This window comes from Aminobacter sp. AP02, from assembly GCF_003148805.1.
In the GTDB taxonomy this organism is placed as follows: domain Bacteria; phylum Pseudomonadota; class Alphaproteobacteria; order Rhizobiales; family Rhizobiaceae; genus Aminobacter.
Genome location: NZ_QGGX01000001.1, coordinates 313,541 through 339,239 on the forward strand (window position 1 = coordinate 313,541; position 25,699 = coordinate 339,239).

At 62.0% G+C, this 25,699-nt stretch carries 25 protein-coding genes; 11 read left to right on the forward strand and 14 right to left on the reverse strand.

All coding sequences use genetic code 11. From position 1 onward, the window contains the following. Position 1 precedes the first annotated feature (1 nt). The 4 genes from C8K44_RS01385 to C8K44_RS01400 are packed head-to-tail and all read left to right on the forward strand — an operon-like array spanning position 2 to position 2,610. Positions 2-169 (forward strand): hypothetical protein, encoded by a 168-nt coding sequence (locus C8K44_RS01385; protein WP_109573949.1) that lies wholly within the window; start codon positions 2-4, stop codon positions 167-169. Between the two features lie 10 nt (positions 170-179). Beyond that, positions 180-1,577, forward strand: coding sequence for an amino acid permease (locus C8K44_RS01390; protein ID WP_109573950.1), 1,398 nt, complete (start codon positions 180-182; stop codon positions 1,575-1,577). Between the two features lie 59 nt (positions 1,578-1,636). After that, on the forward strand, positions 1,637-2,335 hold the full coding sequence (locus C8K44_RS01395; RefSeq protein WP_109573951.1) for a hypothetical protein: 699 nt from the start codon (positions 1,637-1,639) through the stop codon (positions 2,333-2,335). Between the two features lie 8 nt (positions 2,336-2,343). Continuing rightward, positions 2,344-2,610, forward strand: a complete 267-nt coding sequence (locus C8K44_RS01400) for a hypothetical protein (protein ID WP_109573952.1) — start codon at positions 2,344-2,346, stop codon at positions 2,608-2,610. A gap of 33 nt (positions 2,611-2,643) precedes the next feature. On the opposite strand, the gene hppD is transcribed toward C8K44_RS01400, so the two are convergent. Continuing rightward, positions 2,644-3,756, reverse strand: coding sequence for a 4-hydroxyphenylpyruvate dioxygenase (gene hppD / locus C8K44_RS01405; RefSeq protein WP_109573953.1), 1,113 nt, complete (start codon positions 3,754-3,756; stop codon positions 2,644-2,646). Between the two features lie 123 nt (positions 3,757-3,879). On the opposite strand from hppD, the gene C8K44_RS01410 reads away from it, so the two are divergent. Beyond that, on the forward strand, positions 3,880-4,347 hold the full coding sequence (locus C8K44_RS01410) for an Lrp/AsnC family transcriptional regulator (RefSeq protein WP_109573954.1): 468 nt from the start codon (positions 3,880-3,882) through the stop codon (positions 4,345-4,347). 2 nt (positions 4,348-4,349) lie between these two features. Here the strand turns inward: C8K44_RS01410 and C8K44_RS01415 are convergent, their stop codons facing one another. Further along, entirely contained in the window at positions 4,350-4,805 is a 456-nt protein-coding gene (locus C8K44_RS01415) for a MarR family transcriptional regulator (RefSeq protein WP_109573955.1), read from the reverse strand. Positions 4,806-4,889: 84 nt separating this feature from the next. On the opposite strand from C8K44_RS01415, the gene hmgA reads away from it, so the two are divergent. From hmgA to maiA, 3 genes are read left to right on the forward strand one after another with little or no spacing between them, the layout of a single operon-like run. Then, positions 4,890-6,239, forward strand: a complete 1,350-nt coding sequence (gene hmgA, locus C8K44_RS01420; RefSeq protein ID WP_109573956.1) for a homogentisate 1,2-dioxygenase — start codon at positions 4,890-4,892, stop codon at positions 6,237-6,239. A gap of 13 nt (positions 6,240-6,252) precedes the next feature. Continuing rightward, positions 6,253-7,269, forward strand: coding sequence for a fumarylacetoacetate hydrolase family protein (locus C8K44_RS01425; protein WP_109573957.1), 1,017 nt, complete (start codon positions 6,253-6,255; stop codon positions 7,267-7,269). A gap of 5 nt (positions 7,270-7,274) precedes the next feature. Continuing rightward, positions 7,275-7,916, forward strand: a complete 642-nt coding sequence (gene maiA / locus C8K44_RS01430; protein WP_109573958.1) for a maleylacetoacetate isomerase — start codon at positions 7,275-7,277, stop codon at positions 7,914-7,916. On the opposite strand, the gene C8K44_RS01435 is transcribed toward maiA, so the two are convergent. The 8 genes from C8K44_RS01435 to C8K44_RS01470 form a co-directional block, all read right to left on the reverse strand. Next, positions 7,909-9,921, reverse strand: coding sequence for a putative 2-aminoethylphosphonate ABC transporter permease subunit (locus tag C8K44_RS01435; RefSeq protein ID WP_109573959.1), 2,013 nt, complete (start codon positions 9,919-9,921; stop codon positions 7,909-7,911). The genes maiA and C8K44_RS01435 overlap by 8 nt on opposite strands. Before the next feature lies 1 nt (position 9,922). Continuing rightward, positions 9,923-11,047, reverse strand: coding sequence for a putative 2-aminoethylphosphonate ABC transporter ATP-binding protein (locus C8K44_RS01440; protein ID WP_109573960.1), 1,125 nt, complete (start codon positions 11,045-11,047; stop codon positions 9,923-9,925). Between the two features lie 130 nt (positions 11,048-11,177). Beyond that, a complete protein-coding gene (locus tag C8K44_RS01445; RefSeq protein ID WP_109573961.1) occupies positions 11,178-12,200 on the reverse strand; it encodes a putative 2-aminoethylphosphonate ABC transporter substrate-binding protein in 1,023 nt (340 codons plus the stop codon). 271 nt (positions 12,201-12,471) lie between these two features. Beyond that, entirely contained in the window at positions 12,472-13,311 is an 840-nt protein-coding gene (locus tag C8K44_RS01450; RefSeq protein WP_109573962.1) for a DMT family transporter, read from the reverse strand. A gap of 145 nt (positions 13,312-13,456) precedes the next feature. Further along, positions 13,457-14,914, reverse strand: coding sequence for a phosphonoacetaldehyde dehydrogenase (phnY, locus tag C8K44_RS01455; protein WP_109573963.1), 1,458 nt, complete (start codon positions 14,912-14,914; stop codon positions 13,457-13,459). Positions 14,915-14,927: 13 nt separating this feature from the next. Beyond that, positions 14,928-16,184: a phosphonoacetate hydrolase gene (gene phnA, locus C8K44_RS01460; RefSeq protein WP_109573964.1), complete on the reverse strand. Its 1,257-nt coding sequence runs from the start codon at positions 16,182-16,184 to the stop codon at positions 14,928-14,930. Positions 16,185-16,216: 32 nt separating this feature from the next. Beyond that, a complete protein-coding gene (locus tag C8K44_RS01465) occupies positions 16,217-17,419 on the reverse strand; it encodes a 2-aminoethylphosphonate--pyruvate transaminase (RefSeq protein ID WP_109574065.1) in 1,203 nt (400 codons plus the stop codon). 128 nt (positions 17,420-17,547) lie between these two features. Beyond that, on the reverse strand, positions 17,548-19,215 hold the full coding sequence (locus C8K44_RS01470) for a Na/Pi cotransporter family protein (protein ID WP_109573965.1): 1,668 nt from the start codon (positions 19,213-19,215) through the stop codon (positions 17,548-17,550). A 142-nt stretch (positions 19,216-19,357) separates the two neighbouring features. Between C8K44_RS01470 and C8K44_RS01475 the strand changes: the two genes are divergently transcribed. Next, positions 19,358-20,227: a LysR substrate-binding domain-containing protein gene (locus C8K44_RS01475; protein ID WP_109573966.1), complete on the forward strand. Its 870-nt coding sequence runs from the start codon at positions 19,358-19,360 to the stop codon at positions 20,225-20,227. Between the two features lie 32 nt (positions 20,228-20,259). Here the strand turns inward: C8K44_RS01475 and C8K44_RS01480 are convergent, their stop codons facing one another. From C8K44_RS01480 to C8K44_RS01490, 3 genes are read right to left on the reverse strand one after another with little or no spacing between them, the layout of a single operon-like run. Further along, complete coding sequence (locus C8K44_RS01480) at positions 20,260-21,000, reverse strand: SDR family oxidoreductase (RefSeq protein ID WP_109573967.1); 741 nt, start codon at positions 20,998-21,000, stop codon at positions 20,260-20,262. 26 nt (positions 21,001-21,026) lie between these two features. Next, positions 21,027-22,016 carry an aldo/keto reductase gene (locus tag C8K44_RS01485; protein WP_109573968.1) on the reverse strand — a complete coding sequence of 330 codons (990 nt, stop codon included), beginning with the start codon at positions 22,014-22,016 and terminating at the stop codon, positions 21,027-21,029. A gap of 14 nt (positions 22,017-22,030) precedes the next feature. Next, the gene (locus C8K44_RS01490; protein ID WP_109573969.1) at positions 22,031-22,426 is read right to left on the reverse strand and encodes a cupin domain-containing protein; all 396 of its coding nucleotides are present in this window, start codon (positions 22,424-22,426) and stop codon (positions 22,031-22,033) included. 107 nt (positions 22,427-22,533) lie between these two features. Here C8K44_RS01490 and C8K44_RS01495 point away from each other — a divergent pair, with 107 nt between their 5' ends. Both C8K44_RS01495 and C8K44_RS01500 read left to right on the forward strand, forming a co-directional pair. Then, complete coding sequence (locus C8K44_RS01495) at positions 22,534-23,427, forward strand: LysR family transcriptional regulator (RefSeq protein WP_109573970.1); 894 nt, start codon at positions 22,534-22,536, stop codon at positions 23,425-23,427. A 262-nt stretch (positions 23,428-23,689) separates the two neighbouring features. After that, positions 23,690-24,346: a TerC family protein gene (locus C8K44_RS01500; RefSeq protein WP_109573971.1), complete on the forward strand. Its 657-nt coding sequence runs from the start codon at positions 23,690-23,692 to the stop codon at positions 24,344-24,346. 322 nt (positions 24,347-24,668) lie between these two features. Here C8K44_RS01500 and C8K44_RS01505 read toward each other — a convergent pair whose 3' ends face one another. Continuing rightward, positions 24,669-25,580, reverse strand: a complete 912-nt coding sequence (locus C8K44_RS01505; protein WP_109573972.1) for a LysR family transcriptional regulator — start codon at positions 25,578-25,580, stop codon at positions 24,669-24,671. Positions 25,581-25,699: the final 119 nt, after the last annotated feature.

A 25,699-nucleotide genomic window follows, 5' to 3' on the forward strand; every position in this document is an offset into this window, starting at 1 on the left:
AATGGATACCTGGAACATCCTTGAATATGTGGCCTGGGCACTCTCGGCCATGTTTGGCGTGCTGATGCTCATCGACGTCGTCCGCATCGACACGACTTACGACAACGAACTGCTGATCTCCTCTCGCGAAGGCGAGATCGAGGCGACCGCAGAACGCCACGAGATCTGAGGGGACGACGATGGCAAATGTTACATCAACGGTGGCGGAGCCTGAACGGCTTCAGCTGCTGCGCGTGCTTGGTCCTGCCCATATCTGGGCGCTCGGCGTCGGCATCGTTCTGGTCGGCGAATACATGGGCTGGAACTTCTCAGTCGGCAAAGGCGGCATGATTGCCGGCCTCATCGCCTGCTGGGTCGCTGGCCTGCTCTATACCTGCGTCGCCATGATCGACTCCGAAGTGACATCGACGGTTGCGGCGGCCGGCGGCCAGTACGCCCAGGCCAAGCACATCGTCGGCCCACTCATGGCTTTCAATGTCGGCCTGTTCCTGGTCATGGCCTATACCATGCTGGAGGCGGCCAACGCGATCACCGTCGGATTCCTGCTCGATACCGTGGCTGGTATGCAGGGCCATTCGGGGCTCAACCAGCAACCCTTCATCATCCTCGCCATCATGTTCCTGGCGTGGCTGAACTATCGCGGCGTGCTTGCGACGCTGACCTTCAATCTGGTCATCACCGCGGTCGCTTTCGTGGCGATCATCACGCTGTTTGTCTCGGTGCAGTTGGGTGCTTCCAATGTGCCGCTCGACTTCTCGGCGGTTACGGCCGATCCGTTGCCTTACGGTTGGGTGGGCATCGTTGCGGCCCTTCACTTCGGCCTGTGGTACTACCTCGGCATCGAAGGCACCTGCCAGGCGGCCGAGGAAGTGCGGTCGCCGGCGCGGTCGCTGCCCTACGGCACCATGGCCGGCATCATGACGCTGCTGATCGCCGCGACCATGACATGGTATGTCTGCTCGGGCCTCATCCCGTGGGAATATCTTGGCCAGGCCGGCACGCCGCTGTTCGATGCCGCTCGCGTCACCGGCAGCACCTCGCTGATGATCCTGCTGTTCGTCGGCACGACCTTTGCAACGCTGGCCTCGGCCAATGGCTGCATCAACGACGCCTCGCGCGCCTGGTTCTCTATGGGCCGCGACCGCTATCTGCCGAGCTGGTTCGGTGCCGTGCATCCGGTCTACCGCACGCCCTACCGCGCCATCGTCTTTCTGGTGCCGATCGCACTCATCTTCGCGCTCGGTGCACCGCTCGATCAGGTCGTGACCTTCTCGATCCTGTCGGGCCTGCTCGGCTACACCTTCATGACCTTCAACATGGTCATGTTCCGCAATAAGTGGCCGCTCGACACGATCAAGCGCGGCTATGTGCATCCGTTCCACCCGCTGCCGACGATCGTCCTGCTGATCCTGTGCTCGACCGCCTATTTTGCCGTGTTCCTCGGCTACGGCACGCAGCTCAGCGCGATGATGTGCTTCTACATCGTGGCATCGCTCTGGTTCCATTACCGGCGCTATCAGTTCGTGCGCCGTGGCGACCAGTTCACGATGCCCTGGCCAAAGCCAGTCGGCTACTGACCACGTCAAGGAGAGGCGGCGCAAACTCGCGCCGCCTCTCATCCAACAAGGCGCCGCCCATGATCACCACCATCGCCCTTTCAGTCTTTGCCGCCATCTGCTGCGGCTGGATGGGCACCCGTGCGGTGAGCGAGCACCGCTTGGCGCTGGCGCAGCGTCACGGCCTGCTCGATGACGCCGCAAGGCTTTTTGACAGCGCCCATATCACCTTCGGTCCCGATCATTTCCCGACACTTGTCGGCCGCCTTGATGATGGCCGTCAGGCCAAGGTCGAGCTCATCGTCGACACCATGGTTTTTCGTCGGCTGCCGCAACTTTGGCTCAGGGTAACGCTCAGCGAAGCTGGCGAATGTCAGCGGCCGACGATCGGCGCGCTAGCACGTCCGACCGGCGCCGAATACTACTCGCTGGTCCACGACATGCCTGAATGGATGTCCCAACCGCAGACCGATGCCTCGCTTCTGATGCGCGGCGACGGCACGGCCACGCATTGGCAGGTCGAACGGATCTCCGCCCTTTTCCGCAACCTGTTTGCCGATCCGCAAGTCAAGGAAGCTGTCGTCACGCCGCGCGGCACACGCATCATCCGCCAGGCCGCTCAAGGCGAGCCGGGCGCGCATCTCTTGCTGCGCCAGATCCGTTTTCCGGTGACGGCGATTTCGCCTGACCTTGTGAGCCTGGCCATCGCCGAGGCAAAGGCGCTTGGCGAAGCGTTTGCCAAACCGGCAGCTGCAATTCCCACCTACGAAGCCGCCTGAGGTTCCTGATGAGCAAGCCGATCAACCCCTACATCGTGCTGGCGCTGGCGATCGTGCTGCCGGGGGCAGGGCACGTCGCCGCGCGCGATGCCACGCGTGGGCTCGCCTTTGCATTCTTCGTGGTGCTTTTTTCGGTGATCACCTACGCCACGACCACGCCCGACCAGAGCTTCATCGGCCGCCATGCCGGCGGCCTGTTCGTTTGGGCGCTGTCGATCCCGGATGCTTACCGCCGGGCGCGTATGCAGGCTGCAACTGCGCAGCGCGCTACCTGAGGCCCGGCCCTCGTCGAAGCCGGGCCATGACGCTCAGGCCGCCGCGTTGCTTGTGATTGCGCCGCGCCGGATCTGGTCTTCTTCGATCGACTCGAACAGCGCGCGGAAATTGCCCTCGCCAAAGCCTTCATCGCCCTTGCGCTGGATGAACTCGAAGAAGATCGGCCCGATCACGGTCTTGGAGAATATCTGCAGCAGGATCTTGGTCATGCCGCCGTCTACGACGCCTTCGCCGTCGATCAGGATGCCGTACTTCTTCATCCGTTCGATCGGCTCGTCATGCCCATGCACGCGGGTGTGCGACAGCTCGTAATAAGTGTCGGGCGGACCGGGCATGAACTTCAGGCCCTTCTCGGCGATCCTGTCGGTCGAATTGTAGATATCGTCGGTGCCAACGGCGATGTGCTGGATGCCTTCGCCCTTGTATTTCCGCAGATATTCCTCGATCTGGCTGGTATCGTCCTTGGACTCGTTCAGCGGGATGCGGATCTTGCCGCAAGGCGAGGTGATCGCGCGGCTGACGAGGCCAGTGATGCGCCCGTCGATATTGAAGAAATGGATCTGCTTGAAACCGAACAATTCGCGGTAGAAGTCCCACCACTTGTCCATGTTGCCGCGATAGACATTGTGGGTGAGGTGATCGAGGAAATAGAAACCGACACCCGCAGGCTTTGGATCGGCTTCGCCGAGCCAATCGAATTCAGCCGCATAGGTCGAACCCTTGGCGCCATATTTGTCGACGAAGTAAAGCAGCGACCCGCCGATGCCGACAATGGCCGGCACATCGAGTGCCTTGTCGTTGCCGGTGTAGGGGGTGGCACCCTTTGATACCGCATGATCGAAGGCATGCCTGGCGTCGACTACCCGCCACGCCATCGACGCGGCACAGGGGCCGTGCTCGCCGACGAAACGCATGGCATGGCTGCCCGGCTCGGCATTGATCAGATAGTTGATATCGCCCTGGCGCCAGACGGTGATGTTCTTGGTCTTATGGCGCGCGACCGGCGCATAACCCATGCGGGCGAAAAGCTCTTCGAGCTTCTCCGGTTCGGGATGGGCGAATTCAACGAATTCGAAGCCGTCGGTGCCTGCGGGATTGTCGGCGCTGATCCTGGCCGGCGGCGCATCGTGCGGAAACGGACCCATGAAAATTCCTCCTCAAAATTCGGTGACGCATATTGTGCTCCTCATTCGATGCAATGTGCTTGCATTCTGATGTCATATGGGCCGATCTATGCATGAAACACGCATCGATCTGGAGAATCATGCATGGATGGCAGTCTTGACCAGTTCGACCTCAAGATCCTGCGCGAGCTGCAGATCGACGGCCGGCTAACCAATAACGAGTTGTCGGATAAGATCGCGCTGTCGGCCTCGCAGTGCTCGCGCCGCCGCGCCAGGCTGGAGGCAGAGGGCTACATTCGCGGCTATCAGGCCATGCTCGACCGTGAGAAGCTGGGGCTCGACCTGCTCGTCGTGATCTCTGTTACGCTCGCCACCCACAACCGCGACAACGCCCAGCGTTTCGCCCGGCTGGTCAACGATTTGCCGGAGGTGCTCGAGGCCTATTCATTGACCGGCGAGATGGATTACCACCTCAAGGTCGTGGTGCGCGGTCTGTCGGACCTGTCGCGCTTCGTCAATGAGGTGCTTCTGCCGCATGACGCAGTCCAGCACGTCAAGACATCGATCGTGTTGACCACGCTCAAGCAGTTCGGCGCATTGCCGATTGGCTGATATCAGTGGCCCTTGCGGGCCCCGGCCAGCAGCGCTTGTTCAACATCCGCCAGGCCCGCCTCGATGCGGCCGATTGCGCCTTGGCCAAGCGTTTGTTCCAGGCTCTCCTGATAGGCGCGGGCTAGCGCTGCAATCTCGCGATAGGCTTTCTGGCCGAGTACGCTCAACTCCAGATGCTCGATCCGCCGGTCGGCATCATCTTCTGCCCGCTTCAGCCAGCGGCGTTGTTCCAGCGCATGAACCGCACGGCTGACCTTGGTCTTATGCATGTTCGAATGCACCCCAACCTGAGTGGCGGTCATGCGACCGACGCTGCCAAGGGCCGCCAGCGTGCGCCATTCAGGCCGCGTGATCTGGTAGCGCTGCTTGTATTCGCGTGCGAAACTCAGGCTGATCAACTCGGCCGCACGGTTCAGCCGGTAGGGCAAAAAACTCTCGAGATCGAAGGGCGCCGGCATCGAACAGCCTTTGATAGTTACAAAATCGACGGTTACAATTGCAACCAATTCGACGATCTCATGTCCTGACGGGAGGTGCAAGCCATGCTGGACAAGACCGAAAAGCAGGTGACCGCTGTCACAGACGTGAAGTACATGCCCGGCTTCGGCAACGACTTCGAGACCGAGGCGCTTCCGGGCGCTCTGCCGCAGGGCCAAAACAGCCCGCAGAAATGCAATTACGGGCTTTATGCCGAGCAGCTGTCAGGGTCGCCGTTTACCGCGCCGCGCGGCACCAATGAACGCTCCTGGCTCTACCGCATCCGTCCGAGCGTGCGTCACACCAAGCGCTTTTCAGCTGCAAGCTACCCGCACTGGAAGACAGCGCCTTGCCACGACGATCATTCGCTCGCGCTCGGCCAATTGCGCTGGGGACCTCTGCCGCAGCCGAAGGAAAAGCTCAATTTCGTCCAGGGCATCCGAACCATGACGACGGCGGGCGATGCGATGACGCAGGTCGGCATGGCGGCGCATGTCTATGCCTTCAACGACGACATGGTGGACGACTACTTCTTCAATGCCGACGGCGAGCTGCTGATCGTGCCGGAGGTTGGTTCGATCCGTATCTTCACCGAGATGGGCATCATCGATGTCGAGCCATCGGAAATATGCCTGATCCCGCGCGGCATGATGTTCAAGGTCTCACGCCTCGGCGACGGCGAGATGCAGCGCGGCTATGTCTGCGAAAACTATGGCGCGAAGTTCACGCTTCCCGACCGGGGCCCGATCGGCGCAAACTGCCTGGCCAACCCGCGCGATTTCAAGACGCCGACCGCCGCATATGAAGACAAGGAAACGCCTTGTCGCGTGCTGGTCAAGTGGTGCGGCAAATTCCATGTCACCGAGATCGGCCATTCCCCGCTCGATGTCGTGGCATGGCACGGCAACTACGCGCCGTTCAAATACGATCTCAGGACGTTTTCGCCGGTTGGCGCGATCCTGTTCGACCATCCCGACCCGTCGATCTTCACGGTGCTGACGGCGCCGACGGAAGAGGCGGGTACGGCCAATATCGACTTCGTCATCTTCCCGCCGCGCTGGCTGGTGGCAGAGCACAGCTTCCGCCCACCCTGGTATCACCGCAACATCATGAGTGAGTTCATGGGCCTGATCTACGGCCAATACGACGCCAAGGAAGAGGGCTTCGTGCCCGGCGGCATGAGCCTGCACAACATGATGCTGCCGCACGGGCCAGATGCCATGGGCTTCGAAAAGGCGTCGAACGGCGAGCTCAAGCCGGTCAAGCTCGACCACACCATGGCCTTCATGTTCGAGACGCGCTTTCCCCAGCAGCTGACTAAATTCGCAGCTGAACTCGAGACGCTGCAGGACAACTACATCGATTGCTGGGATGGCCTCGAGCGTAAGTTCGACGGAACGCCGGGCATCAAGTGAAGACGGGAACATCATGAAACTCGCGACGTTGAAAGACTCCACCCGCGACGGCCGCCTTGTCGTCGTTTCGAAGGACCTCACCCGCTGTTCGGAGGTCGGCCATATCGCCCGCACATTGCAGGCAGCGCTCGACGACTGGGCTCATGTCGGACCGCGCCTCGCCAATGTCGCCGAAGGCATCGAGACCGGCAGCCAGCCGACGATGCGTTTCCACGAACATGACGCGGCTTCGCCCTTGCCGCGCGCCTATCAGTGGGCCGATGGCTCGGCCTATGTGAACCATGTCGAGCTGGTCAGAAAGGCGCGTGGCGCCGAGATGCCCGCGAGCTTCTGGACCGACCCGCTGATGTATCAGGGCGGCTCGGATTCGTTTCTTGGACCGCGCGATCCGATCGCGATGGCCGACGAGGCCTGGGGCATTGATCTCGAGGGCGAGATCGCCGTTATCGTTGATGACGTGGCGATGGGTGCTTCGGTCGAGGAAGCGCGCGACGCCATCCGCCTCGTCATGCTGGTCAACGACGTGTCGTTGCGCGGGCTGATCCCGGCCGAGCTGGCCAAGGGTTTTGGTTTCTTCCAGTCGAAGCCCTCGACGGCTTTCTCGCCGGTGGCGGTGTCGCCTGATGAACTGGGCGGGGCCTGGCATGGCGGCAAGCTGCACTTGCCGCTGCTGGTCTCGCTCAACGGCAAGCCGTTCGGCCGCGCCGATGCTGGCACAGACATGACCTTCGATTTCGGACAGCTCGTGGCACATGCCGCCAAGACCCGGCCGCTGGTCGCGGGTTCAATCATCGGTTCGGGTACGGTGTCCAACAAGCTTGATGGCGGTGCCGGCAAGCCGGTCAGCGAACGTGGGGCGGGCTATTCCTGCATCGCCGAAATCCGCACCATCGAAACCATCGACACGGGAGCAGCCAAGACGTCGTTCCTGAAGTTCGGCGATCAGGTCCGCATCGAGATGCACGACAAGTCAGGCCACTCGATCTTCGGCGCCATCGAACAGATCGTGATCAAGTACGAGAAAGCCTGAGCGCGATGAGCGACGTTGTCTTGTTCGACTATTGGCGCTCGTCCGCGAGCTACCGGGTGCGCATCGCGCTCAACATGCTAGGGCTGGAGTTTCGGTCCATCTCGGTCGACCTGCTGGCCAAGGGCCAGAAGTCACCGGACCATCTTGCGCGCAATCCGCAAGGTCTGGTGCCGGTGCTGGACATCGACGGCCACGCCTTCACACAGTCGCTGGCGATCATCGAATATCTCGACGAGACGCGGGCCGCCGGCTTCTTGCCGTCCGACCCTGTCGGGCGCCAGCGCGTACGCCAGTTGTCTTATGCGATTGCCATGGAGATCCACGCGGTCTGCAACACCGGCGTCGTGGCCGAGTTGATGCGGGTTGCTACCAACAGCGAGGCAGCGCGCGACGCCTGGATGCAGAAGTTCATCGGCGAAGGCATGGTCGCCTTTGAAAAGCTGCTCAACCATCCCGCCACCGGCAAGTTCTGCCATGGCGACACGCCCGGCATGGCCGATTTTTGCCTGGCGCCGCAGGTCTACAATGCGCGGCGCTGGAATGTCGATCTTTCGGGTCTCCCGCGCGTCCTTGAAATCGCCAAACGCTGCGAAGGCCTCGATGCCTTCGCCAGAGCCCATCCCCATCGGGTCAAGGAGCCTACCTAAGCCGCCACGCCTGTGTCCGCGCGACCAGCACCTTCGAAATGAACAGGTGGATCAGTCGGGCTGCGGCATTGGTATAAAAGATCATCATCGCCATCGCCGCGGCCGGCGCGACGTCACCAGCGTCGTCCATGTTGAGCACGGCGACAGAAGCCAATGCGGTGTCCTTCGAATAGAGGAACACCACGGCCGAAACCGTCGTCATGGCGTTGACGAACAGGTAGATCGAGATTTCGAGGATCGCCGGCAGGCAGACAGGGACGGTAACGCGCGCAAACAGCTTGTAAAAAGGTTGCTTGAGCGACGCAGCGACCGGCTCGAACTCCTGGTCGATCTGCTTCAGTGCCGTCAGCGCCGTCAGGTGTCCCACCGTGTAGAAGTGGGTGATGGTGCAGACCACCAGAATGGTCATGGTGCCATAGATGGCGTGCAGCGGGTTGGTCGGGTCGTTGAAGAAGAAGATGTAGGCGAGGCCAAGCACCATGCCCGGAACCGCCATGGGCAGCATGGCCAGAAACTGGAATGCCGAGCGCCCGGAGCGGAAGCCTTCGGTCTTTTCGACCATGTAGGCGCCGACAAAGACGATGATAGTGCCAAACACCGCCGTCAGAGCGGCGAGGCGAATCGAGTTGTAATATGAGCCCCAGCCGCCGCCATCCATGCGATCGAAGGCGTAGTGCTTGAGGCTCACGCTGAGATCGTAGGGCCACAGCTTGACGAGTGCCGCGAACTGGCTGGTGGCCATGATGCCGAGAATGAAGATGGCAATCAGCGAGCACCAAGCAAGGCACAGCGCGTCGAAACGCCTGTTGGGCTTGGGCTGGTAGGGCACCGAGCGCGCCGACAAGAGCGCGACCTGCTTTTTCTGCACCATGCGGTCGACAACGAAGGCGGCGATCGCAGGCACCAGCAGGATGACCGAGACCACAGCCCCCATCTCAAAATTCTGCTGGCCGATGACCTGCTTGTAGATATCGACGGCAAGCACGTTGAATTGGCCGCCAATCACCTTGGGCAGGCCGAAATCGGTGATGACGAGGGTGAAGACCACGAAAGCCGCCGAGATAAGGCCGTAGCGTGCGCCAGGGATTGTCACCGTCCAGAAGGTGCGCCAGCTGCTGGCCCGCAGAGAGGCCGCCGCCTCGTAGTGGCGCTGGTCGGAAATGGCGAGGGCCGTCGAGATGATGATCATCGCATGCGGGAAGGCGAAGAACACCGAGCCGACGACGATGCCGAGCGGTCCGTAGATCGGCACGCCCATCAGAACATCCTTGAACAGGCCCTGATTGCCGAACAGGTAGATCAGCGCGATGCCCGGCAAAAGCGACGGCACCAGGATCGGCACCATGGCCACCAGCTTGAACGCATCCTTGAAGCGCATGCACGAACGATTGAGCGCGTAGGCAAAGCCGAAGGCCAGGCCGACCGTGACGACGGTGCTTATGATGGCGATGAAGACCGAGTTCTCGATCGAACGAAACAGCGTCGGCGTCGAGAAATAGGTGGTGTAGTTTTCAAGCCCGATGGCGCGCGAGGGCCTGAGCATGACGCGCCGGAATTCGTTGGAGCCGAACTCCTGCCATTCGGTGCCGCTGTGCAACTGCAGCCCCACGAGGAACGATGCGTCGTCGCTGGTGCCACGGATCTTGTATTTCACCGGGCTGCGAAAGCTGAAATCGGGAAAGAACGCCGTGGCTTGCAGGCGACCGTCGGAATTGGTGCCGAGCTTTGCCGGCGGAACCACTGAAAGCTGTTGGTTGAGCGCGTCAGCCGTAATCGGCTCGCCCCAATTGCCGTCCTTGTCGCTGACCTGGAATTCGAATTTCGCCAGGTCGAAGCTGTAGGTCGAAAACGACTTGGACAGCATGACGTAGAGCGGAGCTGCCAGCGCGACGACGAGATAAAGCGCGATGACCACCATCAGGCCACGCTTGGTGATTTCGTCGCGATCGAGCGAAAGCTTCAGCTTGCGGCCTGTGGGCAGGGCGGCGTCGATTGCCATGGCCATGTCATTGTCCCCGCGGATAGACCAGAAGCCGTTCTTCCGGCAGCTCGACCGTAAGAGCGGTACCTTCGGCCAATGTCAGGCGGCGAGCGGCGTTGATGGAAAAATCGGCGATCAGCGTCTCGTCGCCGAGATCTGGGCCACGCAGCCGGGTGCGCCAGAACGAACCCAGGAACTCCATTTCGCCTATGGTCACATCGAGCAGGTTTTGGGGTTGCTTCACCACATCGGGTGCCCCCGGAGAACGGGCGCCTGGCCCGTGGGGGATAACATCTTCCGGCCGGATGGCCGCAATGACAGGCGCGCCGGCGTCGAACGCGTGGGAAGCGCATTTGAAGGTTTTCGAGCCGAAGCTCACGGCGCCTTTCTGAGCGTTGCCCTCGAATTTGTTGGCCTCGCCGATGAAATCGGCGACGAACAGGGTCGCTGGATGGCGGTAGATCTCGGTCGGCGTGCCAATCTGCTCGATGACGCCGTGGTTCATCACTACGATGCGGTCGGCCATGGACAGCGCCTCCTCCTGGTCGTGGGTGACCATGATGGTGGTTACGCCGAGCTTGCGCTGCAGCTCCTTGATCTCGTGGCGCAAATGCGTTCGCACCTTGGCGTCGAGCGCCGACAGCGGCTCGTCGAGCAAAAGCAGGCCGGGCGAGATGGCGATAGCACGGGCGAGCGCGATGCGCTGCTGCTGGCCGCCGGAGAGCTGGGCGGGATATTTGTTGCCTTGGTCGGGCAGGCCAACGAGCTTGAGAAGTTCGGTGACACGCGTTTCGATCTCGGCGCGCGGGCGCTTGGTGTTTTCGAGGCCAAAGGCGATGTTCTTGGCGATGGTCAGGTTGGGAAACAGCGCGTAGGACTGGAAGACGATGCCATAGTCGCGCTGCGACGGGGGCAGGGTGGATATGTCCTTGCCGCCCTGGTGTATGGTGCCGCGCGTCTGCAGGTCGAGGCCGGCGACGGCGCGGAGCAAGGTGGTCTTGCCGCAGCCCGATGGACCGAGGAAGCAGACGAACTCGCCCTCGCGGATATCGAGTGAAATGTCCTTCAGCGCGTGGAAGTCGCCGAAGGCTTTCCAGACATTGGATATCTTGAGGTAGGCTGGCTTCGTGTTCAGGCTGGCGGCGGTCATGGCGCTCACATCAGTCGGAGTTCGCGGCTGCCCGGCGAGGGTTTCGTGTCTCATCGTAATCATCCGGCTTGGGGCAAGAGATCGGACGCCGCTGGCGGCGGCGCCCGGTTCAACAGGCAAAAAGCCGCAATCAGCTCTTCGGCTCGGACTTGGAGTCGTAGCGCTTCGACCACTCGGCCAGAATGGCGTTGCGGTTGTTGGCCGCCCACTCGAAGTCGTTCTTGATCATCTTTTCTTCGATGTTGGCGGGCAGGTGCGGGACCGGCTTGGCAACGCCCGGCATGGCGACGATGGCCCAGCCGACATTGTACATCTCGTTGGCCTTCTTGGAGACCGACCAGTCGATCAGCGTCTTGGCTGCTTCTTCCTTGGCCGTGCCGGCAACGATCGCCGAGGCTTCCATGTCCCAGCCGATGCCTTCCTCGGGGATGATGATGTCGATCGGCGCGCCCTCGGCCTTCGACTTGGCGGCGCGGAACTCGAACGAGATGCCGATCACCGTTTCGCCGGCGGCTGCCATCTTGCAGGGCTTGGAGCCGGAGTGAGTGTAGGCGGCGATGTTTTCATGCAGGCCGTCCATGTAGGACCAGCCTTCCTTTTCGCCGAACAGCTGAATCCAGCTCGACACGTCGAGATAGCCGGTGCCCGAGGACGCCGGGTTCGGCATGACGACATGGCCCTTGTATTCGGGCTTGGTCAGGTCTTTCCAGCTCTTTGGCGCCGTCAGGCCGAGCTTCTGGCCCTCGACGGTGTTGTAGCAGATCGAAGCGGCCCAGCCGTCCATGCCGACCCATGCCGGAGGTGTATCCTTGTCGACATATTCGGGCTTCAGCAGTTCGACGCCCTTGGGCGCATACGGCTCAAGCATACCCTCTGCCTTGAGCACCAGTAGAGACGTCGCCGCCAGGCCCCAGATCACGTCGGCCTGCGGGTTGTCCTTCTCGGCGAACAGCTTGGCGGTGACGACGCCAGTGGAGTCGCGGATGAAGTTGAGCTTGATGTCGGGATGGTCCTGATTGAACGTTTCGGCATAGCGCTTGAGGTCTTCGGCCTCGATGGCCGTGTAGACGGTAAGCTCAGTCTCCGCCCAGGCCGCCGACGAGATCAATATCGTGGCAAAGGCAGCGAGCGCGAAGGATTTCTTGTGGTTCATGGATATCTGGCTCCCATTTGAATCGCTTAGGCACATTCTGATTGGGAGAGGTCTGAACAGGGATGCGCTTGCCGCGATTGCCCCCGATTGCGCCTCGTCCAAGGCTGATACTGGGAACGGGGGGTCAATAAGTAAAATCTATTCTTTTTATGATCTGGTAGGCTGAGCTTATGCAATGCACAAGGTTGCGACAGGCATGTGACACCACTGCCGAATGCTTGTGCAACGGCAGCGTAATCGAACCGAAAAAGGCAAGAAACAGCCCTAAATTTCAGCCCGAGGCGGCAAGCGCGATAACTCCGCAGGCGACTATGACCGCCGAGACGATGCGCACTGGCCACGGGCGTTCATGGAAGATGAACAGTCCGATGAGTGCGGCAATGATAACGCTCGATTCCCGCACGGCGGATACCGCGCCCAGCGGCGCGATCGTCTTGGCGTAGATGACCAGGCCGTAGGCGGTGACGGCGCCGAGGCCACCGATGAGACCCAGCATCAAGGACTTGCGGTCGATGGTGTGGAAGGCGTTGCGCCGTCGGTACAGCACGAAAAACGTCACCGGCAGCTCAAGCAGAAACAGCCAGCCCATGTAGCCGAAAGGACTGCCCGACAGTCTGACGCCGATGCCGTCGACTACCGAATAGGAGGCAATCAGCACGCCGTTGAATGCCGCCGCCGCGACCGTGCGCGGATCGGCACGGGCGGTGCTGCGCTGGAAGGCCAATAGGGCGATGCCGAAAGTGATGGCGCCGAGGCCGGCCCAGCCGAGCGGCGGCAAGGTTTCGCCGATCATCACATAGGCGCCGAAGGCGACGAGCGCCGGCGCGAGCCCGCGCGAGATCGGATAGACCTGGCTCAGGTCGCCCAACCGGTAGGATTGGAACAGGAATACGTAGTAGCCGAAGTGGATGACCGTCGAAAGGAAGATATAGATCCAGCTTTCGGGCGCCGGCGGCGTCGACAGCAGGACAAGCGTCAGGCCGACGGTGGCATGGGTGGCGGAGACCGAGGCGAGCACGACGGCACGGTCGCTCGCCGCCTTGACGACGGCGTTCCAGCTGGCGTGCAGGAACGCTGCCGCCAGCACGATTGTCAGTGCAAATCCGGACATGCGATCAATTTTCTATGCGGGGGAGGAAATGAGAACCCAGCGTTCGGCGCGGCACTTGCGCCAGAGCATTCCACAACATTTCCCCTCCAGACGCGAATGAGGGAGCGCATGCGCTCCCTCATCGAGGCTTATGCGATTTGCCAGCTCAAGACCATGGCAGCGAGAAGGTCTTGACGTTTGTGAAGCTCTTCATCGCTTCGATGACGCCTTCCTTGTAGCCATTGCCGGAATCCTTGATCCCGCCAAATGGCGACATCTCGATACGGTATCCGGGGACTTCCCAGATATTCACCGTGCCGACCTGCAGGCCTGCGATGTATTTCTGCATGCGGCGGAAGTCGTTTGTGCACACACCCGACGACAGGCCGAAGGCGGTGGAGTTGGACAGGGCGATCAGCTCGTCGTCATTGTCGGGCGCGCGCACGATCGGGATGATCGGCCCAAAGGTCTCTTCCATGACCAGCTCGGAGGTGTGCGGCACGCGGTCGACGACGATCGGCGGCAACAGCGCGCCCTTGCGGCCGGGGTCGTAGAGCACTTCCGCACCCTGCTCTGCGGCCATGTAGACGCGGCTTTCGAACAGCGTTGCGGCCTTTTCGTGCACCACGGTGCCGAGGTCGGTCGTCCAGTCCATCGGATCGCCGAACCTGAGCTTCTTTGCCCGCTCGAGCACCATCGGCACGAAGCGGTCGGCAACACTTTCCTGGCACAGGATGCGCTTGACCGCGGTGCAGCGCTGGCCCGAGTTCTTGGTGGCACCCGCCACCGCGAGGTCGGCCGCCCTGGCGAGATCGTCGTCGGAAAGGTCGTTGAGGATGATCAGCGGGTCGTTGCCGCCGAGCTCCAGCACCTGGCGCTTGTAGCCGGCGGTGCGCGCGATCAGCTTGCCGACCGGCACGCCGCCGGTGAAGGTGATCAGCTCGATGTTTTCGTTGGTGATCATCTCGGCGCCGATGTCGGCGGGCATGCCTGTCACCACCGACAGCATCTCCGGCGGCAGGCCGGCCTCGTAGAGGATGTCGGCGAGGATCAGCGCCGTCATCGGGGTCAGTTCGGTCGGCTTGACCACCACGCAATTGTTGGTGGCAATCGCCGGGGCGACCTTGTGCGAGACCATGTTGAGCGGGTGGTTGAACGGCGTGATCGCCGAGATCGCCTTCAGCGGCTCGCGCGTGGTGAAGATTTTCCGCGCTTTTCCGTGCGGAGTGAGGTCGCAGGAGAAGATCTGGCCGTCGTCCTGGATGCACATCTGCGCCGACAGCGTGAACACGTCATAGGCGCGGCCGACCTCGTAGAGGGAGTCGGCCTTGGAGATGCCGAGCTCGAGCGTGATGATATCGGAGATCTCCTCCTTGCGCGCCGCAAGTGCTTCGGCGGTGCGGAACAGGATCTGCTGGCGCTCGTAGCGCGTCAGCTTGGGCTTGTAGTTGGCGGCGATCTCGAAGGCCTGGCGGGCGTGCTCGGCACGCCCCGCCGGCACCGTGCCGATGATGGCATCGGTGTAGGGATAGTGGACGTTGACGACGCCATCGGCATCGACCTTGCGTCCGGCGATGCGCATCGGCTCGTGGCGCACCTTGAACGTCGTTTCAGCCTTGACCATGACAGGTCCTCCCTCAGGCCAGCGCTGCCGCCATGGCGGCATAATAGAACGCATCGAAATTGCGCAACGTTGGCTCGTTGGGCAGCGTCGGAAGCTTGCGGTTGACGATGAACGGCACCGCCTGCTCGGTCAGCCCGCCATGCGAGCGCAGCGGCTCGTTGAGGGCGGCGAGGTCGTGGCGATGCGCGCTTGTGCCGATCGTCTTGTTCTCCGAAGACACCAAAACGATGTCGCCGATGCGGTCGGACGGCAGTTCGAAGCGTTCGCAGGCGGTGGCGTTGTCGATGACGACATCGATGCCATCGATGGCGGCAAGACGCTTCATGATGTCGGCCTGGTCGGCACCTTCTGGCAGATAGGCGGTGGCGAAAGAACCCAGCGCGCCGTGATGGACGACGTAAGGGTCGGTGATCGGCAGGATGACGCGGGCCGCATCCTTGCCCAGCCACTCATCGAGCACGTCCTGGACGTAGACCACGTCGGGTGAGCCATCGGCCTTGTGCTTGGGTTTCATTCCATGGTCGGCGGTGATGACGATGGCCGCACCAAGCGCGTCGAGCTCGCCGAGATACTTGTCGAACATCTCGTAGAAGGCATTGGCCTGCGGCACACCGGGTGCGTATTTGTGCTGCACGTAGTCGGTGGTGGTCAGGTACATCACGTCAGGCTTGAATTCCTTCAAGAGCTTGACCCCGGCGGCGAAGACGAACTCCGACAGTTCGGCCGAATAGACCTCAGGCACCGGCTTGCCGAGCCAGGCCGACGCATTGTCGATGCCGTGCTCGGCCTTGGTCGAGACATCCGACTTCTCCGACGAAAAGCAGATCGCGCGGCCTTCGTCGAACTTCAGGCCGCTGCCCAAAAGCGCCCGCAGCTTGTCCTTGGCGGTGACCACGGCCACGCGCGCGCCGGCGTCGTAGAAGGCCTGGAAGACGGTCGGCGCGCGCAGGAAGCGCGGGTCGTTCATCATCACTTCCTTGCCGGTCTCGCGTTCGTAGAGATAGTTGCCGCAGATGCCGTGCACCGCCGGCGGACGGCCGGTGGCGATCGACAGATTGTTGGGGTTGGTGAAGCTCGGGATGACCGAGTGGGCGGTGCGTTCGGTGCCCTTGGCGCGAACCTTCACCAGGTTCGGCATCAGGCCCGCCTTGATCGCCTCGTCGAGATAGGCCGGCTCGCAGCCGTCGAGGCAGATCGCAATCGCCGGCACGCGCGGCCATTCGTAGCTGCGGCCGTTGGCGCTGACGTTGATCGTGGTCATCTTGTTCATAGTGGTGTCCTTGGAGATCGTTCTTGTTGTTGTCAGGCAGCGAGCTTGGCGCGCTCGGCGATTGCGGCGGCGGGGGGAGCCGCCGTATCGACGCCCATTTCACGCAGCGACTGGCCGGCCGCCTCGACCACCTTGCGCATGACGTGTTCGTCCATGCGCCCGATGCAGCCGACACGGAAGCTGTCGACGACGGTCAGCTTGCCCGGATAGATGATGAAGCCCTTTTCCTTCATCAGCTGGTAGAAGCGGTCGAAGGCGAAATCCGGATGCGCCGGGCAGAAGAAGGTGACGATGATCGGCGACAGCCAGCGGTCCTTGAGCAACGTCTCGAAGCCGAGCTCGCGCATGCCGGCCACCATCACGTCGCGGTTGCGCGTGTAGCGCGCGCCGCGGCCTTCGACTCCACCTTCTACCTCATGCTGGCGCAGCGCTTCGAGGAAGGCGGCGACCACATGCGTCGGCGGGGTATAGCGCCACTGGCCGGTCTTGTTCATGTGCGCCCACTGGGCGTGTACGTCGAGGCTGAGCGAATGGCTACGGCCCTTGGCGGCTTCCAGCTCGCTCTTACGGGCGATGATGAAGCCGAAGCCGGGCACGCCCTCGATGCACTTGTTGGCTGAGGACACCATCGCCTCGTAGCGGATCTCGCTGACGTTGAGCGGAATGGCGCCGAACGCGCTCATCGAGTCGACCAGGAACTTGCGGCCCTTGGCGTAGACGACTTCGGAAATCTCGGCGACCGGGTTGAGGATGCCGGAGCTAGTTTCGCAGTGGACCAGGATGACGTGGGTGATGGCCGGGTCGGCGTCCAGGGCCCTGGCAACCTCGTCGCCGCGCGGCGGCATGTAGTCGCCCTTGTCGATGGCGACGTGGTCGCGGCCGAGATAGCCGAGCGTCTGGACGATGCGCTGGCCATAGGCGCCATTGACCAGCACCAGCGCCTTGCCGTCGCGCGGTACGAAGGAGCCGAGCATGGCTTCCACCGCGAAGCTGCCTGAGCCCTGCATCGGCACGCAGTCGAACTCGTTGCTTCCGTCACCCAGCATCGCGAGCAGGCGCTGGCGCATTTCGGCAGTCATCGCCCGGAAGTCGCCGTCCCACGAACCCCAGTCGCGCAGCATCGCCTGCTTGACGGCATAGGACGTAGTCAGCGGGCCGGGCGTCAGCAAATAGGGTTCGCCGAGTGCTGGAGCAGGGAAGGGGGCCTGAGCCGCAAGCTTGTGTTCCGACAGCATTTCTTTCTCCTCGCCGTCTTCGGATGCCTTGTTCGACTTCACATTGCTGACCAGCAATCCATATGTAAAATCGTTATTTTGTATTCAAACATAAGCAGGGTTTATAGTCGTTCTGAGCGGTAGTTGGGTCATGCTGACTTCGCCAGCCGGCTCTCGAGCAGGTCGCCGCTTTGGGTCAGGATCGGGTAGGCGACCGACACCAGCAGCGAATTGAACTCCTTGAGCGCACGCACGGCCTCAAGATGGATGTCGCTGGTCTCGATGCTCTGCGGCGTTCCCGATTGCAGGCGCTTGAGGTGACGCTCATGGCTTTCGCGTTCCAGCTTGCGCATGCGCTCCTTCTCGACCACCAGCTGGCGTGCCGCATCGAGGTCGCCCGAGACCAGCACGTTCATGGCAATCTGCATGTTGGCCAGCACCCGGTCGTGCAGTGCTGTCAGCTCACTCCAGCCCTCCCTGGAGAAACTTAGGCGCTTGTCGTTTTTCTCCTGTGCCAGCACCAGAAGGTTCTTGGCGATGATGTCGCCGGCATGTTCGAGGTTGATGGCAAGGTCGGTCAGCTCGATGCCGCGCCGCGCCTCGTCCTGGGTCATCGTCCCACGATTGACCTCGGCGATGTAGAGCTTGATGTCGGTGTGGGCACGGTTGACCTCCTCGTCTAGCTTGCGCACCTGCTCGACGCGCGCCCGGTCGCCGGAATCGAAAAGCTCCATCACCGGGCGCAGCATGATCTCCACAACCTCGGCCATACGCAGCACCTCGCGGGTGGCGCTGGCGAGCGCTACGCTCGGCATCTTTATCACCGTGCGGTCGAGCGCGCTCATGCGCCGTGACATCAGGTCGAAGCTTTCAGCACCGGCCGGCGCATCGGGCAGGATCAGTGCCACCAGCCGCTCCATCGGAGCGGTGAAAGGCAGGCAAAGCGCCAGCAGCGACAGGTTGAAGGCAAGGTGCATGTTGACCACCTGCCGCGCCGCATTTTCGCCGAACCAGGCCATCGGCAACTCGACCATCTGCAACGCAATGAGGATCACGACGGCAGCGGTTGCTCGAAATATCAAGTTGCCGACCGGAATACGCCGCGCCTCGATCGCCTGGCCCCGCGTCAGGCCGACGGCGACGAGACCTGCGCCGAGATTGACCCCGAGGATCATCGGCAGAGCCACTTCTGCTGGTAGCACCCCTTGCGCCGCCATCGACATGAACAGCAAAACCGAGGCGACGCTGGAATGGATCAGCCAGGTGAACAGTGCCGCCGCGCCAAAGGCGGTGACGGGGTCGCCGCGCAGGTAGTCGATCGCCGTCGGCAAGAGCGCGCTGTGGCGCATCGGTGCGGTGGCTTCGCCCACCATGCGCAGGGAGATGAGGATGAAGGCGATACCCAGCAGCGTGCGCCCGGTCTGCTTGACGATGCGTGCCTCGACCTTGAGAAACATCGTGGCACCGGCAAACAGCAGCAGCGGCACCAGCCAGCTGAGATCAAAAGACAGTGCCTGCACGACCAGCGCCGAGCCGACATCGGCGCCGAGCATGACGGCGAGCCCGCCCGAGACGGTCATCACGCCTGTTGCCGCGAAGCCTGCCGCGAGCACGGCAACGGCGGTCGCGCTCTGCAGCATGACGGCGAGCACGGTGCCGGCCGCCGCCGCGCGCACCCGGCCCTTCGTCGCGCCGCGCAGGGCCTCGCGCAGCAGCGGGCCATGCGCTCGCTCGACCCCGGTGCGCACCATGCGCACGGCCCAGAGCAGAAGCATGATGGCGCCGGCCAGCTGCAGCAGGATATAAAGAAGATGCATGGTGCCGTGCCTCCCGACGCGCGGCGCGCAAGGGCGCCGCCTGCTCTATCCTCGGCACGGCTGGCCATAAATCAAATCGTTAGTTTCGATATTTCTATCGGCAGCGTTTATTGTTATCCTACCCTAACGTCAGGGAGTAGGCATGCGTTACGTACAGCTCAGGGCTTTCCACTATGTAGCGATATGCGGCGGCTTTTCGCGCGCAGCCGAAATGCTGTTTCTCACCCAGCCAGCGATATCCGACCAGGTGCGCAAGCTCGAGGAAGAGTATGACGTACTCTTGTTCAATCGTCACAAGAAGCAAGTGACGCCAACGGCTGCTGGCCAGCAGTTGCTCGAAATCACCCGGCGCATGTTCGACACCGAGCAGCAGGCGCTGGAACTCCTGTCGGAATCGCGCGCCCTGCGCTCGGGCACGCTGCGCATAGTCGCCGACGCCGCCCACCACCTGCTGCACATTCTCGGTCAGTTCCGCCAGAAATATCCGGGCATCCAGGTGTCCGTCCGTGCCGGAAACACCGAGACGGTAATCTCCAGCCTCTACAGCTACGAGGCCGACATCGGCGTGCTCGGCGAGATCCCGACCGGGCGCGACTTCGAGATCGTCAAGCTCAACTCGACCCCGATCGTAGCCTTCGTCTCGACTGGCCATCCGCTGGCTTCCGCCAAGTCGCTGTCCCTGCACGAGTTGTCGTTGCTGCCCTTGGTCATGCGCGAGCGCGGTTCGAAGACCCGTGCCAAGCTGGAAGACTTGGCCATCAAGGAAGGTTTCGAATTCAGGCCGGCAATCGAGGCGGAAGGCCGCGAGGCGGTGCGAGAGATAGTGGCGTCCGGTGCCGGCGTGGGTTTCGTTTCGGCCGCAGAATTCGGCCAGGATGCGCGGCTGGTTCAGATCCCCATCGCTGCGCCAGAGATGCTTATGGACGAGGCGCTGATCTGCCTCAAGGAACGCAGCGGCGGCAAGCTTGTGCGCGTGTTTCTCGACATCGCGAAGTCGATGGCGACCGGGTGAGGGGAGGCACGATCGCCTCCTCTCCCTTAAGATCAATATTCCTGCCGCGTTGGCCTGAACAGAATCTCGTTGACGTCGACGTCATCCGGCTGGCTCATGACGAACGCCACCATGCTGGCAAAGGAGTCGGCTGAGATAGCGATGTTGTCGTAGAGCGCGCGGATCACCTCGGCGACATCAGGCTCGGTGACGCTGTCAGGCAACTCGGTTGCAACCACTCCCGGCGAGATGATGGTGCTGCGGATGTTGTATGGCTTGACCTCCTGCCGCAGCCCTTCCGAGATCACCCGGACAGCGTGTTTGGTTGCGGAATAGACGGCACCGCCCGGACCAACCTTGTGCCCCGCGACCGATGACACGTTGATGATGTGCCCGCTCTTTTGTGTCTTCATATGCGGCAACGCTGCGGCGATACCGTACAACACGCCCTTGATGTTCACATCGATCATCCGGTCCCAGTCTTCCACCTTGCCGCGCTCGAGCGGCGAATGCGGCATCAGGCCGGCATTGTTGATGAGGACGTCAACGCGGCCATGTTTTTCGACCGCATGATCGACCAGGCGCTTGACCTGGTCGGCCTGTGTGACATCGGTCTGAACAACGGCGTCCTGCCCGAGCGAAAGCTCTTTTGCGAGTGCCTGCAACCGGTCGAGGCGACGCGCACCCAGGATAAGCTTTGCCCCATCGCGCGCCAGGCGGCGAACAGCCGCCTCTCCGAGTCCGCTGCTGGCGCCGGTTATGACGACGATCTTGCCTTCAATACCTTGTGTCATTGTGCTGTCCGAGTTATCGCCTGCGCTCAACGTCCAACCCGCGCCTGCAGGTGCGGAGGATAGCGGTCGCCCTGCACTGTGATCTTTGAGACAGCGTCATTGATGCTGCGCAGATCGTCCGGGGTCAGTTCAACTGTAGCCGCTCCGACGTTTTCTTCGAGCCGGTGAAGCTTGGTGGTGCCTGGAATGGGGACGATCCACGGTTTCTGGGCAAGCAGCCATGCCAGCGCGATCTGGGCCGATGTGCGCTTCTTGCGTGCGGCGATCTCGCCGAGCAGATCGACCAGCCCCTGGTTCGCCTTTCGGGCTTGTGGCGTGAATCTGGGAACGACGTTGCGAAAGTCCGTGCTGTCGAATGTAGTCGTTTCACTGATCGCACCGGTGAGGAAGCCCTTGCCCAACGGGCTGAAGGGAACAAACCCGATGCCCAGTTCCTCGAGCGTCGGCAATATCTCCTGCTCCGGCTCGCGCCACCACAGAGAATATTCGCTCTGAAGTGCTGTGACGGGCTGAACCGCATGTGCGCGCCGGATCGTTTGCACGCCGGCTTCGGACAGGCCGAAATGCTTGACCTTGCCTTCGCGGATCAGATCCTTGACTGTGCCGGCTACGTCTTCGATCGGAACGTTCGGATCGACGCGATGCTGGTAAAACAGGTCTATGACGTCGGTCTTAAGGCGTTTCAGCGCCGCAACCGCGACCTGCCGAATATGCTCTGGCCGGCTGTTCATGCCGCTCTGTCCGCCTTTTTGGTCGAAGTCGAAACCGAACTTGGTTGCAATGACGACCTTGTCGCGAATGGGCGCCAAAGCTTCGCCCAAAAGCTCTTCGTTCTTGTACGGCCCGTAGGCTTCTGCGCTGTCAAACAAGGTGACACCACGCTCGAACGCGGTGCGTATCAAGGCGATCGCTTCCTTGGTGTCCGTCGCCGGACCATAGCCATAGCTCAGCCCCATGCAACCAAGGCCGATCGCAGACACTTCCAGTCCGCTGTTACCCAATTTGCGCTTCTGCATCATTTGCTCCTTTGTCAGGCCCGGTATTGTTCGTCGCTGACCTTTTCCAACCAATCGACCACCTTGCCCTCAAGCGCTTCCGCTATGGCAATGTGGGTCATGGCGGTGGTGGCCGTTGCGCCATGCCAGTGCTTTTCGCCTGGTTCGAACCGGACGATGTCACCCGGCCGTATCTCTTCGACGGGGCCGCCATCGCATTGCACCCAGCCGAAACCGGCTACAACGATCAGCGTTTGCCCCAGCGGATGCGTGTGCCAAGCGGTGCGCGCGCCTGGCTCGAAGGTGACCGTCGCGCCGCCGACACGGGCGGGGTCATGCGCCTGAAATGGAGAAACGATGCGCACAGTGCCCGTGAAGTAGTCGGCAGGCCCCCTGGTGGAGGGCAGCGTCCCGTTTCGCTTTATGTCCATCGGTCGATCCTCTTGAGGCTCATTGAGCGTCAAGGGGAAACTTAGACCCTGCAGGCATTGGTGATTAGGTGCTATAATCGGCATGAACCTATGAGATGGATTCATGAATGCCGCGTGAAAATGTCAACGACATCCTGGCCTTCCTTGCGGTGGCAAAGGAACGGAGCTTCACCAAGGCAGCAGCCAAGCTCGGGGTCTCCCAGTCGGCTCTCAGTCACACGGTCCGGGCACTGGAAGAGCGGCTCGGAATTCGACTTCTGACCCGTACCACCCGCAAAGTTTCGCCGACCGAAGCAGGCGAACGCCTTCTCAAGACCGTTGGACCCAGGTTCGATGAAATTGAAGCCGAGTTGGCCGCTCTGACCGAACTCCGCGACAAACCGGCGGGCAATATCCGCATCACCACTTCAGAGCATGCGGCCAAGACGATTCTATGGCCTGCCGTTGCACGGCTTCTACCGGAATATCCCGACGTCAGCATCGAAACTGTCGTCGAATCCGGCCTGACGGACATTGTCGCCGAGCGCTACGACGCTGGCATCCGCCTTGGTGAACAGGTGGCCAAGGACATGATCGCTGTGCGCATAGGGCCCGAAATGCGCATGGCCGTCGTTGGGGCTCCGTCGTATTTTGTCGGGCGTCCGCAGCCGAGGAGCCCGCAGGACCTCACCAGCCACCAATGCATCAACCTGCGCCTGCCAACCTATGGCGGGCTCTATGCCTGGGAGTTCGAGAAGGGCGGCAGGGAACTCAAGGTGCGCGTCGAAGGCCAGCTTGTTTTCAACAACCCGAACCTTATTGTGCAGGCTGCTACCGCCGGCTTCGGGCTGGCAAGCCTGCCGGAGGACAATGTCAGGGAGCAGCTTGCCGACGGACGGCTAGTCAGGGTCCTGGGCGACTGGTGCCCACCTTTTCCGGGATACCACCTCTACTTCCCGAGCCGGCGGCAATCATCGCCAGCTTTCACTTTGCTCGTCGATGCACTGCGCTACCGCGAGTGAGCGGGCACCGTGACAGCCCGGTACATGCCGTCAAGGGCAGCAGATTCCGTCTTGAAATTATCGTGATCGTCGACTACCAAGCCCGAACCAGACCGGGCCCCTCTGACAGTCTTTCCAGGCTGTGATGTCGGACTGGAATTCCAATCCGGCGGCCTGGCTTTGACGTTCCGTACTCCTTAGCAGCACCTGGCGAAGCACGCGTATTCCGCGCGACGCGTCCTTGTGCAAGCCATGCCGCCCAAGCTGAAAGCAAGGGTGCCGTATGACAGAATTCATTACTCCGGAGGCGCTTACCGCGCTGCTCCAGGTCATCATGATCGATCTGGTGCTGGCCGGCGACAACGCCATCGTTATCGGTCTCGCCGCGGCGGGCCTTCCCAAGGACCAGCGCGCCAAGGCAATCTTGATCGGCATCATCGCCGCGACAGTGCTTCGCATCGGCTTTGCCGCCGCCACCACCCAGCTCCTGCAGATCGTCGGTCTGCTGCTCGCCGGCGGCGTGCTGCTGCTTTGGGTGTGCTGGAAGATGTGGCGCGAACTCCGCCACAGCCATGCCGAGGAAACGCAGGCCATCGAGGCGCTGTCCGACGAGGACATCGACAAAGACGGCAAGGTTGCCGGCGGCGCGCCGCGCAAGACCTTCGCCCAGGCAGCCTGGCAGATCGTCATCGCCGACGTTTCGATGTCGCTCGACAACGTGCTGGCCGTAGCCGGCGCGGCGCGCGACCACCCGAACGTTTTGATTTTCGGCCTGGTGCTGTCGATCGCGCTTATGGGTATCGCCGCAAGCTTCATCGCCAGCCTGCTCCAGAAGCACCGCTGGATCGCTTACGTGGGCCTGGTGATCATCCTCTACGTGGCCGGCGAGATGATCTATCGCGGTGTCCTCGAGGTCATGCCGTATCTGACAAGCGCCTGATATCCGCAGTCGCGCGGGCCGGGGTAACATCCCGGCCCGCAACTGACTAGGCTGGTCGAGCCAAATAGAGTCCGCTAATTTTCGTCCCGCGCTACTGCAGGGAAATCTGGGAAATAGAGCGAGATCGGCCAGATTTTTCGGTCCAGTATTGGACGACTCCCTCGGCGTAATACGTCAAGATTGCGTAAAACATCGTTGACTCTGCTTGCCTCGTACAGATTTCGGTCGCCGCCTGGGGCCATTATTGAGGTCGATTGCCCACGAGCAAGCCATTTGGGGCAAGCCCGACCTTTGCGCCGCCTCCTGCACCTGACCACCGTTTTCAGTAGCGCCGGCTGCCTTCGAAAAGCTCCCGCTCGCTGGCGAGTCCCTCGCCAACGACATCGAAAAACGCACGAACGCGGGCTGTTGCCTTGAGATCGGAATGGGTGACGATCCAGAGTTCGCCGGCGAGTTCCTCGATCGGCTTGGCCAGCGCGCGTACCAGTCCCGGCTCGACATCGCCGAGATAGCAGGGCAGGAGCGCGAGGCCGATGCCGGCTCGGGCCGCCACAGACTGGTTGACCAGGCTGTTGGTGCGGTAGACAAAACGCTCGGCCGGAACATTGAGGTCCAGCCAGTCGGCGGCCATGATGCCGCCTGCAGTCTCTTCCCAGCCGACCAGGGAATGCGCGCCAAGCGCACCGGCTCCAGCGATCGGGCCACCTTGCGCATCGAGGTAGGCTTGAGAAGCAAAGAACGTCCAGGCGACGCCGGCCAGCTTGCGCCCCCAGAGATCGCCTTCCCTGGGTCGGATCGGCCTCAGCGCTACGTCGGCCTCGCGGCGTGACAGGCTGAGTACGCGGTTTTCGATGGCAAGTTCGACGACGATACCGGGGTGGACTGCGCGGAATTCGGCCAGATGCTTCGTCAGCCTGGAATAGGCGAGCGTTTCCGACGAGGTGACTCGCAGCCGGCCGGACAACCGGCCGTCGGCGCCGGCGATGTCGCGGGCAAGCGCCAGCGCCTCATCCTCCATGCGCTCGGCCGCCGCCGCCATGCGCTCGCCGGCTGGTGTCAGTTGGTAGACGCCACCGGGCAGGCGTTCGAACAGGCGCACCGCCAACCGTTGCTCGAACGCGTTGAGTCGGCGAAACACCGTCGAGTGGTCGATGCCGAGCAAAGCCGCCGCCGCAGTCAGGCTGCCGGCGCGGGCTACAGACAAGACAAGCCTGAGTTCGTTCCAATCTTCCATGCGAGCTTTCTAGCATGATCCAGACTTGCAGTCATGCAAGCATGATTGGCAATAACCCAACGAGCATTGCGGAGCCGCAAGAGTTAGCTTTGTCCCTGGAAGCAACGGCCGCACGGCCG

Excerpts from the sequence above, each read along its gene's own strand:
- C8K44_RS01385 (WP_109573949.1), top strand. The coding sequence starts at position 2 with ATGGATACCTGGAACATCCTTGAATATGTGGCCTGGGCACTCTCGGCC.
- C8K44_RS01390 (WP_109573950.1), top strand. The coding sequence starts at position 180 with ATGGCAAATGTTACATCAACGGTGGCGGAGCCTGAACGGCTTCAGCTG.
- C8K44_RS01395 (WP_109573951.1), top strand. The coding sequence starts at position 1,637 with ATGATCACCACCATCGCCCTTTCAGTCTTTGCCGCCATCTGCTGCGGC.
- C8K44_RS01400 (WP_109573952.1), top strand. The coding sequence starts at position 2,344 with ATGAGCAAGCCGATCAACCCCTACATCGTGCTGGCGCTGGCGATCGTG.
- hppD (WP_109573953.1), bottom strand. The coding sequence starts at position 3,756 with ATGGGTCCGTTTCCGCACGATGCGCCGCCGGCCAGGATCAGCGCCGAC.
- C8K44_RS01410 (WP_109573954.1), top strand. The coding sequence starts at position 3,880 with ATGGATGGCAGTCTTGACCAGTTCGACCTCAAGATCCTGCGCGAGCTG.
- C8K44_RS01415 (WP_109573955.1), bottom strand. The coding sequence starts at position 4,805 with ATGCCGGCGCCCTTCGATCTCGAGAGTTTTTTGCCCTACCGGCTGAAC.
- hmgA (WP_109573956.1), top strand. The coding sequence starts at position 4,890 with ATGCTGGACAAGACCGAAAAGCAGGTGACCGCTGTCACAGACGTGAAG.
- C8K44_RS01425 (WP_109573957.1), top strand. The coding sequence starts at position 6,253 with ATGAAACTCGCGACGTTGAAAGACTCCACCCGCGACGGCCGCCTTGTC.
- maiA (WP_109573958.1), top strand. The coding sequence starts at position 7,275 with ATGAGCGACGTTGTCTTGTTCGACTATTGGCGCTCGTCCGCGAGCTAC.
- C8K44_RS01435 (WP_109573959.1), bottom strand. The coding sequence starts at position 9,921 with ATGGCCATGGCAATCGACGCCGCCCTGCCCACAGGCCGCAAGCTGAAG.
- C8K44_RS01440 (WP_109573960.1), bottom strand. The coding sequence starts at position 11,047 with ATGACCGCCGCCAGCCTGAACACGAAGCCAGCCTACCTCAAGATATCC.
- C8K44_RS01445 (WP_109573961.1), bottom strand. The coding sequence starts at position 12,200 with ATGAACCACAAGAAATCCTTCGCGCTCGCTGCCTTTGCCACGATATTG.
- C8K44_RS01450 (WP_109573962.1), bottom strand. The coding sequence starts at position 13,311 with ATGTCCGGATTTGCACTGACAATCGTGCTGGCGGCAGCGTTCCTGCAC.
- phnY (WP_109573963.1), bottom strand. The coding sequence starts at position 14,914 with ATGGTCAAGGCTGAAACGACGTTCAAGGTGCGCCACGAGCCGATGCGC.
- phnA (WP_109573964.1), bottom strand. The coding sequence starts at position 16,184 with ATGAACAAGATGACCACGATCAACGTCAGCGCCAACGGCCGCAGCTAC.
- C8K44_RS01465 (WP_109574065.1), bottom strand. The coding sequence starts at position 17,419 with ATGCTGTCGGAACACAAGCTTGCGGCTCAGGCCCCCTTCCCTGCTCCA.
- C8K44_RS01470 (WP_109573965.1), bottom strand. The coding sequence starts at position 19,215 with ATGCATCTTCTTTATATCCTGCTGCAGCTGGCCGGCGCCATCATGCTT.
- C8K44_RS01475 (WP_109573966.1), top strand. The coding sequence starts at position 19,358 with ATGCGTTACGTACAGCTCAGGGCTTTCCACTATGTAGCGATATGCGGC.
- C8K44_RS01480 (WP_109573967.1), bottom strand. The coding sequence starts at position 21,000 with ATGACACAAGGTATTGAAGGCAAGATCGTCGTCATAACCGGCGCCAGC.
- C8K44_RS01485 (WP_109573968.1), bottom strand. The coding sequence starts at position 22,016 with ATGCAGAAGCGCAAATTGGGTAACAGCGGACTGGAAGTGTCTGCGATC.
- C8K44_RS01490 (WP_109573969.1), bottom strand. The coding sequence starts at position 22,426 with ATGGACATAAAGCGAAACGGGACGCTGCCCTCCACCAGGGGGCCTGCC.
- C8K44_RS01495 (WP_109573970.1), top strand. The coding sequence starts at position 22,534 with ATGCCGCGTGAAAATGTCAACGACATCCTGGCCTTCCTTGCGGTGGCA.
- C8K44_RS01500 (WP_109573971.1), top strand. The coding sequence starts at position 23,690 with ATGACAGAATTCATTACTCCGGAGGCGCTTACCGCGCTGCTCCAGGTC.
- C8K44_RS01505 (WP_109573972.1), bottom strand. The coding sequence starts at position 25,580 with ATGGAAGATTGGAACGAACTCAGGCTTGTCTTGTCTGTAGCCCGCGCC.